Origin of the sequence: Maricaulis sp. (assembly GCF_048268525.1) — a bacterium.
Lineage (GTDB): Bacteria > Pseudomonadota > Alphaproteobacteria > Caulobacterales > Maricaulaceae > Maricaulis.
Genome location: NZ_JBLWVH010000041.1, coordinates 1 through 12,211, shown reverse-complemented (window position 1 = coordinate 12,211; position 12,211 = coordinate 1). Strand labels below are relative to the sequence as shown.

Sequence of the window (12,211 nt, the reverse complement as noted above, 5' to 3'; positions counted from 1 at the left end):
TATGTCTGGTTCGACGCGCCGATCGGCTATATCGGTGCCACGGTCGAGTGGGCCGAGGCCGGTGGAGGCGACTGGGAGAGCTGGTGGCGCACCGACAAGGGCGCCGGCGACGTCACCTATGTCCAGTTCATGGGCAAGGACAATGTCGCCTTCCACACCGTTTCCTTCCCGGCGACCATCCTGGGCTCGGAAGAGCCGTGGAAGACGGTCGACAAGCTGAAGGCCTTCAACTGGCTGACCTGGTATGGCGGCAAGTTCTCGACCTCCGAAAAGCGCGGCGTCTTCATGGACCAGGCGCTGGACATCCTGCCGGGGGATTACTGGCGCTGGTATCTGACTGCGAACGCGCCGGAAGGCTCGGACGCGGCTTTCACCTGGGAGCATTTCCAGGGGCTGATCAATTCCGATCTCGCCAATGTGCTGGGCAATTTCGTCAACAGGATCACCAAATACACGGTCTCCAAATTCGATGCTGCATTGCCGTCCGCCGGGACACCGGGCGAGGACGAGGCCTGGATGGCCGCCGAGCTGGACCAGCGCCTGCCGGCGCTTATCGCGAATATGGAAGCAATGGAGTTCCGCAAGGCGGCTGCCGAAGTCCGCGCCATCTGGGCTGCCGGCAATGAGTATCTCACCAAGGCCGAGCCGTGGGTGAAGTACAAGTCGGACGTCGATGCGGCCGCTGTCGGGGTGCGCACCGGCCTCAATCTGGTGGCGTTGTTTGGCATCCTCGCCCAGCCTTTCATCCCGGAAGCGGCGAGCAAGATCCTTGATGCCCTTGGCGTGCCTGAGGATCGGCGCAGCTGGAATTTCGACGGGTCGGCCGCCGATCTGCTCGATGCCTTGCCGCATGGCATGGCGATCACGCCGCCGGCCGTTCTCTTTGCCAAGATCGAAGATGCCCAGGTCGCGGAATGGACCGAGCGTTTTGGCGGCGCGCCGAGCGAGTAGAAACCTCGTCTCGCGAGAGACGGAAACAGGCATTGCTTCTTGCCGGGATGCCGCCTTGGGACGAAAGCTTCGGCAAGGCGCCAGCCCGCTACGCGGCACCGGAGTTGGCCTTGACGAAGCTTTCATCCCAAGGCCCACTGGCTGACAAGATATCAATGGGGGAGTGGGCGCGTTTGCGCCCTCGATTGACTCGATGAAATCAACCGCGATGAAAGCAGCACTGACGGCGCTGGCCCTGGCCGCAATCCTGACGGGTCCAATGATGGCCCAGCCTGATGCCGACTGGCGCCCGGTCGATCCGGACGATCTCCTGCTGATCGAGGTCGAGGATGGTATCATCGCCATCGAGCTTGCCGACTGGGTCGCACCCAACCACGCCAATCGCATGCGCCAGGCCGCTCGCGACGGCTTCTTCGACGGGCGCAGCTTCTATCGCGTGATCGATGGTTTCGTTGCCCAGGGCGGGCGCGGTGAAGAAGCGGACTCTGTCGAGCTGCCGCAATATCCGACACTGGCCGGTGAATTCACGGTCGCGGCCTCGTCGGTGACTTTCACGCCCATGATCGATGACGACCTGTACGCAACGCAGGTCGGGCATGTCGCCGGCTTCCCCGCCGCCGCGAACGAGGCGGGTGACGAAGTCTGGCCGATCCATTGCCCCGGCACTGTCGCCATGGCCCGCGACAATGATCCCGACAGCGGCGACGTGGAATTTTACATCGTGATCGGGCAGGGACCGCGCCATCTCGATCGCATCATGACGGTCTTTGGCCGGGTGATTGACGGCATGGCGCATGTCCAGGCGCTCCAGCGCGGTGATCCGGCGGTCAATTCCGGTGTGATCGCCGACACGGGAGCTCGTGACATCATTGTGTCAGCAAGGATCGCCTCGGACCTTCCCGAGGATGACAGACCGGCTTATGAGGTCATGCGAACGGACGGTCAGGCCTTTCACGAAGCCAAGGACGGCCGCCGCAACCGGACACACGACTTCTTTTTTGAAACGCCGCCACCGGTGATCGAGGCCTGTCACATGCCCGGTCCCGTGAGGACGGCTCAAACGCAACTGGATGACTGAATTGCCGACCCGCTATGCTCCCGCCGACATTGTGAAGATCGCGATGGATTGTGAAGACCTGGACGCGCTTGCTGCGCCGCTCGAATTTGCGTCGACGGCCAATGATCCGTGGATGGTCAATGCGGGCATTCTGGCCATCGGTCATGCGGCGCGGCGCTTCAAGGCCTATCCGGCGACGCTGAAAGATACGCTTTGGGCGCGCATCCATGATTTCCCGCAGGCCGACCAGTTGCGCCCGGCCTGCCTGGCCGCCCAGGAAGACATTCGTCACTTCAAGGCAAAACCGGTCTGATCATCCCCAGTCGCGACGGCTGAGCCAGGCGATGGCCAGGGCAAAGACGATCACGCCGCCAAAACCGCCCATCGCGATGGCAAGGTCTCCGCGGCCGCCTTCGGACGCCAGCACGTTGACCGGCATCAGCCAGGGAAAATAGAGACCCTTCTCGGCGCTGGTCGCGGCGACAGCCACGAAGGTGCCGCCGATGCCGACCGAGACCGGCGCGGCAAAGCTGCGAAAGCGCATCGCCATGGTCCACTGGATCGCCATCACCAGAAATCCGGCAATGAACATCTTGCCATAGAGCTCGAAGGCGAAGGTCGGGTCGAACCCGCCTTCCATCACGGCGTCCTCGCCCAATTGCAGGCCGATCATGGCGCTGGCATAGCCGGCCGCGGCGACGGCGACGGATACAATCGCCATCAGGCCGAGGCTGACCAGTGCCTTGGCGAGGAAGATCTGCCAACGCGGGACCGGCAGGGCCAGCGTGTGCGACCAGGTGCCGGGTCCGTGTTCCAGTTGTGCGATCAGGGCAGTGATACCGATGACGCTCATCGGCAACAGGAAAAAGGCCCAGATGGCCGAGCCGGCCATGGTGTGCATGGCCCAGCTTTCCGGCGCGTTGCCGCTGGCCACGACGAGGACGCCGAGGGCAAAGACCATGACTGGCGGTGTGGCGGCGACCAGAAGCACCAGAGAGCGGCGCAGCTTGGTCGCTTCGGCGATCAGGATATTGATCATGGCTGGGCCTCCGCGTGGCCGGTGAGGGTCATGAAGGTTGTTTCCAGGTCGGCACGGTCGAGGGTCAGTTCGCTGACCTGGCATCCTGCGGCGTGCAGCGCCGCATTGAGCGCGGCGACCCGCTCGGCGGTGATCGCCTCCGGATCGGTCAGCGTGAAGCGATCCTTGTCACGAATGACGCCGGCAAATCCATTCGCGGTCATCACCTCGTGTGCCGTGTCGGCGGGAGTGGCGGTGACCAGCAGGCGGGGGGCCTGTTGTTCGGACAGGGCGGCAAGAGTGCCGTCAAAGACGACGCGCCCTTGCTGCAGGAGGCCGACATGGCTGGCCAGTTGCTCGACTTCCGACAGCAGGTGACTGGACATGAAGATGGTGGCGCCGGTGCGTTCGGGCAGGGCGCGGATCAGGGCGCGCATGTCGCGTATGCCGGCAGGGTCCAATCCATTTGTCGGTTCGTCCAGGATCAGCAGGCGGGGTTCGGCGAGCAGCGCCCGGGCCAGCCCCATGCGCTGTTTCATGCCCAGCGAGTATTGCCCGACCCGACGATCGGCGGCGTCACGCATGTCGACCAGCTCCAGCGCCTTGTCGATCAAGGCCGGCGCGGCACCCAGCATCCGCCGGGTGATGTCCAGGTTTTCCCGACCGGTCAGATTGGGAAACAGGGCCGGGGTCTCGATCACGGCGCCAACGCTGGCGAGCGCATTGCGACGGCTCTTGGTGAGATCGTGTCCGTCGATCAGCACACGTCCGGCCTGGGGAGTCAAAAGCCCCATGGCGCAGCGGATCGCCGTGGTCTTGCCAGCTCCGTTCGGGCCGAGAAATCCGTAAATGGCGCCGGCAGGAATGGCGAGGTCAACCGCGTCCAGCGCGGTCAACTTGCCGTAGCGCAGGGTTACACCCTGCAGGGAAAGGACGGTGTCTGTCATGACCGACAATAGGCGTTCCGCAACGCGAAAGACGCAAGGCTGCGGTGTCGCCAGACGGGCGGGATTGTGGATATCGCTGTCCCCCTTGGGCGGGTGAAGCGGGTATCCATTGACCTTTGCGCGCGAGCTGGGTCGAATGGCGACAACTCAATGAGGGGAATGCCACCATGAAACGCCAATTGCTGACGGCTGTCGCCGCCATTGCGCTCACATTGTCTGCCCAGCCTGCCGCCCGCGCGCTTCAGGATGCGCCCGGTGATGACGCCCTGCGTACAGCCATCGCCGCTGACTACCAGGCGCACCTGGAAGACCTCTACCAGCACTTCCACGCCAATCCGGAACTGTCCTTCCGCGAAGTCGAGACGGCCGCCCGCCTTGCCCGCGAGCTGCGGTCGCTTGGCTTTGAAGTCACTGAAGGCGTCGGCCAGACCGGCATCGTCGCGGTAATGGAAAATGGCGACGGACCCACGCTCATGCTGCGCGCCGACATGGACGGCCTGCCGGTGCCCGAGCAGACCGGTCTGGACTATGCGTCGACCGCAACTGGCACGGATCTTCGCGGCGTCGAAAACCCCGTCATGCACGCCTGTGCGCACGATACCCACATGACGGCCCTGGTCGGGGCTGCCCGGCAACTGGTCGAGCGGACCGACGAATGGTCCGGTACACTGGTGCTGATCGGTCAGCCGGCCGAGGAGCTGGGCGAGGGCGCCGTGGCGATGATCGAGGACGGACTGTTCGAGCGCTTCCCGCTGCCCGATTTCAACGTCTCTTTCCACACCTTCTCCGCGATCCCGACCGGTACCATCACTTATGTGCCGGGCTATGCCATGGCCAATGTCGATTCGGTCGATATCCATGTGCAGGGCCGCGGCGGGCATGGCGCCTATCCGCACACGACCAAGGACCCGATCTATCTGGCGTCCCAGATCGTGGTGTCGCTGCAGTCCCTGGTCTCGCGGGAAGTTTCCCCGCTCGAACCGGCCGTCGTGACGGTCGGGGCCTTCAATGCCGGCGCCAAGCACAACATCATCTCCGACGGTGCCCATCTGCAGCTGACAGTCCGTTCCTATACCGACGAGGTGCGCGAGCAGCTCCTCACCGGAATCCAGCGCATCGCGGCGAACCAGGCCGCCTCCTATGGCCTGACGCCGGAGGAGTATCCGCGCGTCGAGATCGAGGAGACCTACACGCCGGCCCTGTTCAACAATCCGGATCTGGCGGCACGTGCCGTTGAAACGATGCGCGCGCGCTTCGGGGCGGAAGCCGTGGTTGAAGCCGCTCCGGTCATGGGTGGCGAGGACTTTTCACAATATCACCGCACCGACCACAATATCCCGACCTTCATGTTCTGGGTCGGCGGCACCACCCAGGCAACGTTGGACGACTATACCGCCCGGGGCCTGGTCCCGCCGTCCAACCACTCGCCCTTCTTCGCGCCGGACGACCCGCAGGGCTCGATCACCCAGGCCACCGAAGCGATGGCGGCGGTCGCGCTCGACATTCTTGCGATCAGCGGTGCCGAGTAGAACGATGAGCACCGGGACACAACGCAGCTTCACCGGTGCCAGCTGGGAAAAGCAGGTCGGCTATTGTCGCGCGATCCGGCGCGGCAATCTGGTCTGGGTCACCGGCTCGGTGTCACTGGACGATGAAGGTCAGCCCTTTGCGGTCGGCGATCCGGAAGCCCAGGCACGGCGCTGCCTGGACATCATTGCCAAGGCCCTGGCCGAGGTCGGTGCCTCGATGAGCGATGTGATGAGGACGCGGATGTTCGTCACCGATATCGATCACTGGGAGGCCTTCGGCCGGGCCCATGGCGATGTGTTTCGTGACCATCCGCCAACAACGACGATGGTCGAGATATCGCGCTTCATAGGTCCGGAATTCCTGATCGAGATCGAAGCGGATGCCTGCATCGAGGCCGGGTGAGCGGAGCCTCCATCCGATCGGGGGAGACAGAACAGACATGACCGAACTGACACTCTATCACTGCCCGAAGACGCGCGGCTTTCATGCCTTGTGGATGCTGGAGGAAATCGGCGAACCGTTCGATGTCCGCATCGTCAATATCCGCGACGATATCCAGTCGGAGGCCTATGGCGCGGTCAATCCGATGCGTAAGGTTCCGGCGCTGGATGTCGGCGGTGAACTGATCACTGAAAGTCCTGCCATCTGCGCCTGGCTGGCCGACCGATTTCCAGAGAAAGGCCTGGCTCCGGCTGTCGATGCAACCGGCCGTGGGGCCTACCTGCGCTGGCTGTTCTTCGCCGGTTCGGTGATCGAGCCGGCCTTCATCGACAAGGCCATGTCACGGGAGACGCCGCGCCAAATGGCCGGTTGGGGCGATCTGGCATCCGTCAAGGCGACTCTGGCCGAGGCGCTGGACGGGCGCGAATTCCTGGTCGGTGATCATTTCACAGCGGCCGATCTGATGATCGGGTCGACGCTGAACTTCATGATGAATTTCAATCTGCTCGAGCGGATCGAACCCTTTGCTGGCTATGTCGGCCGACTTGTCGAACGCCCGGCCTACAAACGTGCCATGGAGCGCGAGGCCGCCTTTGCGGGGTGACGGGTTTGCGGTCGCGGGCAACGACGTCTAGGTTTCGCGCCAGGATTTGAGGGGAATGCCATGTCATTGATTCCGGCTGACAATGCCGTTGCGTCTGTTGCTGCCCTGTTTGGTGTGGCGGCGGCCGGTTTCCTGATGGAGAAGACCCGGATCGGCGCTCTGCTCACCGGCGCGGTCTGGGCGATCCTGTTCGCGATCCTGGCGTCGAATATCGGTCTGATACCGCAGGACTCCGAAGGCTACTCCTTCGTCTTCCGATACTTCGTCCCAATCCTTATCCCGCTTTTCCTCATGAAGGCGGATCTCCGCAAGATCTTCTTCGAGACCGGCCGCATGTTCGGTGCCTTTCTGCTGGCCGCGGCTGGAACCGTGATCGGCGCAGTCGTCGCCTTCTCGCTCATCTCTTTGCCTGATTACGAGACGGGCGTGCGGACCGCTGACATGGTCTCGCGCGAATCCGGCGCGGTTGGCGCGTTTATCGCGACCTATATCGGCGGCTCGGTGAACTATGCGGCGTTGATCGATATCACCGGCCTCGCCCAGGCTGATCCGGACTTTGTGTCGAGTGCGACAGCGGTCGACAACCTGTTCTCCGGACTGTTCCTGGCGCTTTTGGCCGTTCTCCCCGGTATCAGCTGGATCGCCTCGCGTTTCGTGAAGCGCGATCATTCGCAAGGCGAGGTCATCGCCGAGGAGGGGGGCAAGGTCACGGCTGCGACGCTGGCCTATTCCATCACCTTTGCGCTCGTGGTCGTTGCGCTGGGCGACTTGATCACAGCTGCTCTGTCCAGCCAATTCGGACCGGGTGCCGGCAATTGGCGCTATGCGATCATCACCGTTCTGGCCCTGATCCCGGCCACGGCATTCCCGCGGGTGATGGCCCGCCTGCACGGCGGCTATGAGATCGGTGTCGCGCTCAGCTTCGTATTCTTCGCGGCGATCGCGGCCGGGGCCGATGTGGTCGGGCTGGTACAGACCGCGCCCGTCCTGATCCTGATCATTGGCATTCTGTTGCTCGTCCACGGCGTTGTGGTTTTCGGTATCGGTTCGCTGCTCCGGTTTTCGCTGCCCGAACTGATCACCGCATCAAACGCCGCGATTCTGGGTGCCACAACCGCACCGGCCCTGGCGGCAGCGAAGGGTTGGAAAGACCTGGTCACCCCCGGCGTACTGGTTGGCGTGGTGGGCTATGCCCTGGGCACGGTGGTGGCGACCGTCGTCTTCCAGATCTGGCCAGGCTGACTTACTGACCTGTCATGTCCCGGACAGAGCGGGGCATGTCGGTCATGTTTATCGTCGTACTCACACTGCATCCGATCAGGCCTCGACCTGCATCAAGGGATGAAGACACCAGGAGGGACGCCCCATGACCAAACCGATCTTGCTTGCCACCAGCGCCGCGATTGCCGGCATCGCACTGTTCTCGATGACGGCAGGCGCCAGCCTGCAGGCCAATGACGTTGGCAGCTATGATGCCGAACGCCTCGAGATCGAGAATTTCGTCGGCCGGATCGAAATCCGCACCGGTTCCTCGGATACGATTACAGTGGCGATGTCCAATACCGGCGGTCATGTCGATGATCCGTCCGTGTCGCATTCCGGTTCGACCGTGCGAATCGATGGTGGCCTGCGCCTGCGCAACACCAATTGCCGCACGCGCAATGACACGATGAGCATCGGGCTCAACCGTGGCAATCGTCACAGCATTGACGAATATCCCAGCCTGGTCATCACCGCACCGGCCTCGCTCGCACTTGAGCTGGATGACAGTGCCTATCTTGGGACGGCGGGCGATCTCGGTAGCGCCGATCTTTCAATGAATAGCTGCGGACGTCTGGATGTCGGCGATATCGCCGGTGAAGCGCGTGTCGCGATCAACGGTTCGGGCGATATCACCACCGGTTCAATTGGCGCGGGCGCCCACATCAGCATCAACGGGTCCGGCGATATCGAGACCGGAATGATCGGCGGTGAAGTCAGCGTCTCCATCAACGGTTCCGGCGATGTCCTGACCAGGGATGTCGATGGCGACGCGGACGTCAGCATCAACGGCTCGGGCGATGTGGAGTTCGGCCGGGTGGCCGGGCTCGCGGTTGGCATTTCCGGTTCCGGCGACGTTGAGGCTGCCAGTCTGAATGGTGCCTTTTCGGCACGGATCAACGGATCTGGCGATATCGCAGCTCACGCGGGCCGTGCCCAACCATTCGAGGCCTATATCGGCGGCTCCGGTGACATCTCCTTTGGCGGAACAGCCGTGGACATTGTCGTTCGCGAAAATGGCGGCGGCGATGTGTCGATCTCCGAAATCGAAGGCAGCGTCAACTGGACCCGCAATGGCCGGACGGTCCTGCGCGTCGGCGATGCCAACTGATACAGGACTTTGAAAGCGTCCGGCCCGCAGCCTCCCGCACCCCGGGTCGGATCAGCCAGATGGCGTCTCGTCTCTGACGGGGCGCCATTTTGCTGCCTCGTAGAGCGCAATGGCCGCTGCGTTGGAGACATTCAGGCTCTCCACTGTATCGGTCATCGGGATGCGGACGAGCTGATCGCAGCATTCCGCCACCCGCTGGCGCAGCCCCTTGTCCTCCGATCCCATCACCAGGACCAGGCCGGGGCCCCAGCCCTTGCCGTCCGGAGCGGCGAGGGCGGTGGCGAGATCGAGCTCGGCCTCTCCGGCCAGACCCAGGACATGACGTCCGGCCTTGCGAAACTCCAGCAATGTGTCGGCGATATTGGTCACCCGCACATGGGCGACGCGTTCGGCGGCGCCGACGGCGCTCTTGCAGACCGTGCCGAATAGCGGCGGCGCCTTGCGGTCCTGCATGATGACGGCACGGATTCCGAACGCTGCGGCCGAGCGCAGCACGGCTCCGACATTGTGAGGGTCGGTGATCTGGTCAAGCACCAGAAGGGCGCCATGGGTCGGATCGATCACGCCATTGACGGATTCAGACGGCAAGGCGCGGGCCCGGGCAGCGAATCCCTGGTGGACGGCGCCCTCGGGCAGGGCGTTGTCTATGACCTTGGGCTCGACCTGTTGGTGATCGGTGCCGTCCGGCAGGTCTCGCGCAGCATTGCGGGTGACCTTCAGTTCGAGGATTTCGCGGCGCTTGTTGGCGAGCGCGGCGAGCACCGCGTGGCGGCCCCATATCCAGCCCGAATCGCCAGTGCCAGCAGGCTTGGAGCGGCGGCTGTAATCGGGGCGTCTGGAGGTGTTGCGCATGGGAGTCTTCGTCACTATAGTCCGCGCTCCTGTTTTGGGGCGGTCGCTTGATTTGCCGAGGCATAACATGCCTCTCCGCAAGCTGAGACTGTTTCTTGCAGGTTTCCGAAGGGCCGGTTAAGTCGCGGCCTGAAGGCACCCTGTGGAGGGGTGGTCGAGTGGTTAAAGGCACCAGACTGTAAATCTGGCCGCGAGAGCGTACGTTGGTTCGAATCCAACCCCCTCCACCATTTCTTGATCTCACGGCAGTCCGCGTTGCGGACGCCTCCGATGGGGCGGCCTGACCGGCCGACGCGCGGTCGCGCTTGCGAACCCTGTGGGTTCGAATTGCCCCTCTCCAGCGCAGTTTGACGTGCGTGACGATCAACCTCGCCTTCAGACGCTTTAAACAATTTTGCGCTAGGCTTTCCTTTCGAATTGGGAGGGGAACCCGTCATGTTGCGACGGTACTGGCCGGCAGATGATACCGATCAGCACATGGACATCGCGTCGCGTCGATCATTGTCGGCGTTTTGCGTGCTGCCCGGAATCGCAGGTATGATGGTCACCCTGGTCAGCCTGAAATTCTTTGAAGACCAGCCCGGCCTGTTGGTGACGGGGGCGATCGCGTCGCTGATCTGCCTTGTGGCGCCGATCTGGATCAATGCGAGCTCTGACTACAAGAACCGTGCCCGTCTGCTCGGCGCGCTCTTGCTGGTCATGCTGGCGGGTATGGCGACCATGGGCAAGGCCCTGATATCGCCTGCCAACATCATGATGTTGCCGGGTATCATGACGTTTACGCTGGCGGTCGGATGGCGGACCGGCCTTGCTTATATGCTGGCGGCGCTGTCGATCTATGTCGGGTGTGTCGTCCAGTCTCCCGAAACCGTTGGTTATTCGGTCACCAGCAGCAATGTGACCTTGCTCACGGCGTTGGGTGGGGCAGCCACTTTCATTTTCATTGGGGCGACAATTTTCCGAAACGAGATGGTCAATGCGGCCTTGCGCCTTGAGACGGCCAAGAAGGCGGCCGAGATTTCAATGGCCCATTTCCGCGAACGGGCCGCGACGGATGCCCTGACCGGTGCTGCCAATCGCGCGGCCATTGACCAGATCCTGGCCGCGGAAACCGACCGCAATCGCGAAACCGGCAAACCGTTCGCTATCGTTGTCTTCGACCTCGATCATTTCAAGCGGGTCAATGACACATTCGGGCACCTCGCTGGCGACCGGGTCCTGATTGAAACCGTGCGGGTGGTGAAGCAGGCGTTGCGGACGTCAGACACGCTCGGTCGCATCGGCGGTGAAGAGTTCGTCGTCATCCTGCCCGACCTGTCAGGTCAGCAGGCGCAGTTGATGGCGGAACGCATGCGCAAGATGATCGCCGCGATTTCCATTCAGGTGGAGGGGCGCGGATCGGTTTCGCCGACAGCCAGTTTCGGCGTGACAGAGAGTGATGTGAATGCGAGCGCGACAGACCTTCTCGCGCGCGCGGACGAGTATCTTTACCGCGCCAAGCGCGGTGGCCGAAATCGGGTTGAACCCGAACTCAGGGCGTCTGACGAGACGGCTCCGGCCAGCCGCGCTGGCTGATCGGCCCGCCTGTCGGCGCGGCCGGATCGCCCGCGTGCAGGATTCGATGTATCCGCCCCCTCGACGCACTGAAACGAATTCGCTAAACACAACGCCCGTCCCTTGGGACATGCGGGTATAGCACAATGGTAGTGCAGCAGCCTTCCAAGCTGAGGATGCCGGTTCGATCCCGACTACCCGCTCCATTTTTCCGTCATGATTTTTCGGCTATGATCCTGTCTTGCGAACGCGACAGAAGGGTCGGTCGATGCCTGAGTATCGCTACAGCTACCGGCTCAAGCGGAAGGTCTGGATGCTGGACGATGCGGACTACGCTCCGATCGGCGCGGCGGTCGATAATTACGTCAACGCGCGGAAAGATGTGCGTCGAAACGGCGAGACCCGTTTGGGTGTCGCCGCAGAGCGCGATGATTTAGCGGCACTCGGTCAATACGCGCTTGGCCTTTATGAGGACAAGACAGGGCTGGTTCTTGCGCATCCGTTCGACCTGCGGGCTGTCAGGGCCGCGCTTTACGGACCCGATTGCCAATTCTGTTCCAAGCCCTTGCGGACACCACAGGCAAAACTCTGTGCGGCGTGTGGGGAGGACCGGGCGACGGAAACGCCCCGGTAGGCCGGGCGCGCTCTCTGCGGCCCAAAACGGCAATCCGCGCTTCGGACTTGCCTTCTTTGGCGAGCGACGCTATCCCGCGCCGGTCTCACGGGTATGGTCACGCCATATCCAATGAAATCAATACATCCAAGTCTATAGCCCATCTTCTCGATCAAGATCGGCGTTCAAGAGGTAAATCATGGCGAAGGAAAAGTTTGAGCGCACCAAGCCGCATGCGAACATCGGCACGATTGGTCACGTTGACCACGGCAA

The 12,211-nt window shown here is 62.8% G+C and carries 14 protein-coding genes and 2 tRNA genes; 13 read left to right on the top strand and 3 right to left on the bottom strand.

Features of this window, described 5'->3' with window-relative positions; translation table 11 throughout:
- The 3 genes from ACN0X9_RS15100 to ACN0X9_RS15090 form a co-directional block, all read left to right on the top strand.
- Positions 1-951: methionine--tRNA ligase (locus ACN0X9_RS15100; protein WP_417488392.1), on the top strand; the 951-nt coding region annotated here is incomplete at its 5' end.
- Between the two features lie 208 nt (positions 952-1,159).
- On the top strand, positions 1,160-2,029 hold the full coding sequence (locus ACN0X9_RS15095) for a peptidylprolyl isomerase (RefSeq protein ID WP_417488391.1): 870 nt from the start codon (positions 1,160-1,162) through the stop codon (positions 2,027-2,029).
- Positions 2,022-2,321 carry a hypothetical protein gene (locus ACN0X9_RS15090; RefSeq protein WP_417488390.1) on the top strand — a complete coding sequence of 100 codons (300 nt, stop codon included), beginning with the start codon at positions 2,022-2,024 and terminating at the stop codon, positions 2,319-2,321. The genes ACN0X9_RS15095 and ACN0X9_RS15090 overlap by 8 nt, the downstream gene beginning before the upstream one ends.
- On the opposite strand, the gene ACN0X9_RS15085 is transcribed toward ACN0X9_RS15090, so the two are convergent.
- Positions 2,322-3,047 carry an ABC transporter permease gene (locus ACN0X9_RS15085; protein ID WP_417488389.1) on the bottom strand — a complete coding sequence of 242 codons (726 nt, stop codon included), beginning with the start codon at positions 3,045-3,047 and terminating at the stop codon, positions 2,322-2,324. It lies immediately after the preceding gene.
- On the bottom strand, positions 3,044-3,973 hold the full coding sequence (locus ACN0X9_RS15080; protein ID WP_417488388.1) for an ABC transporter ATP-binding protein: 930 nt from the start codon (positions 3,971-3,973) through the stop codon (positions 3,044-3,046). Before ACN0X9_RS15080 ends, ACN0X9_RS15085 begins: the two co-directional genes overlap by 4 nt.
- 167 nt (positions 3,974-4,140) lie before the next feature.
- Here ACN0X9_RS15080 and ACN0X9_RS15075 point away from each other — a divergent pair, with 167 nt between their 5' ends.
- The 5 genes from ACN0X9_RS15075 to ACN0X9_RS15055 all read left to right on the top strand — a co-directional run bounded on the left by ACN0X9_RS15075 (position 4,141) and on the right by ACN0X9_RS15055 (position 8,919).
- Positions 4,141-5,502, top strand: a complete 1,362-nt coding sequence (locus ACN0X9_RS15075; RefSeq protein WP_417488387.1) for a M20 metallopeptidase family protein — start codon at positions 4,141-4,143, stop codon at positions 5,500-5,502.
- Positions 5,503-5,506: 4 nt separating this feature from the next.
- Positions 5,507-5,905, top strand: a complete 399-nt coding sequence (locus ACN0X9_RS15070; RefSeq protein ID WP_417488386.1) for a RidA family protein — start codon at positions 5,507-5,509, stop codon at positions 5,903-5,905.
- Between the two features lie 37 nt (positions 5,906-5,942).
- Positions 5,943-6,548, top strand: coding sequence for a glutathione S-transferase family protein (locus tag ACN0X9_RS15065; RefSeq protein ID WP_417488385.1), 606 nt, complete (start codon positions 5,943-5,945; stop codon positions 6,546-6,548).
- A gap of 60 nt (positions 6,549-6,608) precedes the next feature.
- On the top strand, positions 6,609-7,790 hold the full coding sequence (locus ACN0X9_RS15060; protein ID WP_417488384.1) for a DUF819 domain-containing protein: 1,182 nt from the start codon (positions 6,609-6,611) through the stop codon (positions 7,788-7,790).
- Between the two features lie 124 nt (positions 7,791-7,914).
- Positions 7,915-8,919 carry a GIN domain-containing protein gene (locus ACN0X9_RS15055; protein WP_417488383.1) on the top strand — a complete coding sequence of 335 codons (1,005 nt, stop codon included), beginning with the start codon at positions 7,915-7,917 and terminating at the stop codon, positions 8,917-8,919.
- Positions 8,920-8,970: 51 nt separating this feature from the next.
- On the opposite strand, the gene rlmB is transcribed toward ACN0X9_RS15055, so the two are convergent.
- A complete protein-coding gene (gene rlmB, locus ACN0X9_RS15050) occupies positions 8,971-9,786 on the bottom strand; it encodes a 23S rRNA (guanosine(2251)-2'-O)-methyltransferase RlmB (RefSeq protein WP_417488382.1) in 816 nt (271 codons plus the stop codon).
- 129 nt (positions 9,787-9,915) lie between these two features.
- On the opposite strand from rlmB, the gene ACN0X9_RS15045 reads away from it, so the two are divergent.
- From ACN0X9_RS15045 to ACN0X9_RS15025, 5 genes are all read left to right on the top strand, one after another.
- A tRNA-Tyr gene (locus ACN0X9_RS15045) sits at positions 9,916-10,001 on the top strand.
- Between the two features lie 307 nt (positions 10,002-10,308).
- The gene (locus ACN0X9_RS15040; RefSeq protein ID WP_417488381.1) at positions 10,309-11,346 is read left to right on the top strand and encodes a GGDEF domain-containing protein; all 1,038 of its coding nucleotides are present in this window, start codon (positions 10,309-10,311) and stop codon (positions 11,344-11,346) included.
- A gap of 111 nt (positions 11,347-11,457) precedes the next feature.
- Positions 11,458-11,531: transfer RNA gene (locus tag ACN0X9_RS15035), tRNA-Gly, on the top strand.
- 62 nt (positions 11,532-11,593) lie between these two features.
- Positions 11,594-11,959: a hypothetical protein gene (locus ACN0X9_RS15030; protein ID WP_417488380.1), complete on the top strand. Its 366-nt coding sequence runs from the start codon at positions 11,594-11,596 to the stop codon at positions 11,957-11,959.
- Between the two features lie 178 nt (positions 11,960-12,137).
- A partial coding sequence (locus ACN0X9_RS15025; protein WP_306017553.1) for a hypothetical protein occupies positions 12,138-12,211 on the top strand: 74 nt, incomplete at its 3' end.

What these genes read in the sequence shown, in the direction of transcription:
- ACN0X9_RS15095 (WP_417488391.1), top strand. Translation starts at nt 1,160, where the DNA reads ATGAAAGCAGCACTGACGGCGCTGGCCCTGGCCGCAATCCTGACGGGT.
- ACN0X9_RS15090 (WP_417488390.1), top strand. Translation starts at nt 2,022, where the DNA reads ATGACTGAATTGCCGACCCGCTATGCTCCCGCCGACATTGTGAAGATC.
- ACN0X9_RS15085 (WP_417488389.1), bottom strand. Translation starts at nt 3,047, where the DNA reads ATGATCAATATCCTGATCGCCGAAGCGACCAAGCTGCGCCGCTCTCTG.
- ACN0X9_RS15080 (WP_417488388.1), bottom strand. Translation starts at nt 3,973, where the DNA reads ATGACAGACACCGTCCTTTCCCTGCAGGGTGTAACCCTGCGCTACGGC.
- ACN0X9_RS15075 (WP_417488387.1), top strand. Translation starts at nt 4,141, where the DNA reads ATGAAACGCCAATTGCTGACGGCTGTCGCCGCCATTGCGCTCACATTG.
- ACN0X9_RS15070 (WP_417488386.1), top strand. Translation starts at nt 5,507, where the DNA reads ATGAGCACCGGGACACAACGCAGCTTCACCGGTGCCAGCTGGGAAAAG.
- ACN0X9_RS15065 (WP_417488385.1), top strand. Translation starts at nt 5,943, where the DNA reads ATGACCGAACTGACACTCTATCACTGCCCGAAGACGCGCGGCTTTCAT.
- ACN0X9_RS15060 (WP_417488384.1), top strand. Translation starts at nt 6,609, where the DNA reads ATGTCATTGATTCCGGCTGACAATGCCGTTGCGTCTGTTGCTGCCCTG.
- ACN0X9_RS15055 (WP_417488383.1), top strand. Translation starts at nt 7,915, where the DNA reads ATGACCAAACCGATCTTGCTTGCCACCAGCGCCGCGATTGCCGGCATC.
- ACN0X9_RS15040 (WP_417488381.1), top strand. Translation starts at nt 10,309, where the DNA reads ATGATGGTCACCCTGGTCAGCCTGAAATTCTTTGAAGACCAGCCCGGC.
- ACN0X9_RS15030 (WP_417488380.1), top strand. Translation starts at nt 11,594, where the DNA reads ATGCCTGAGTATCGCTACAGCTACCGGCTCAAGCGGAAGGTCTGGATG.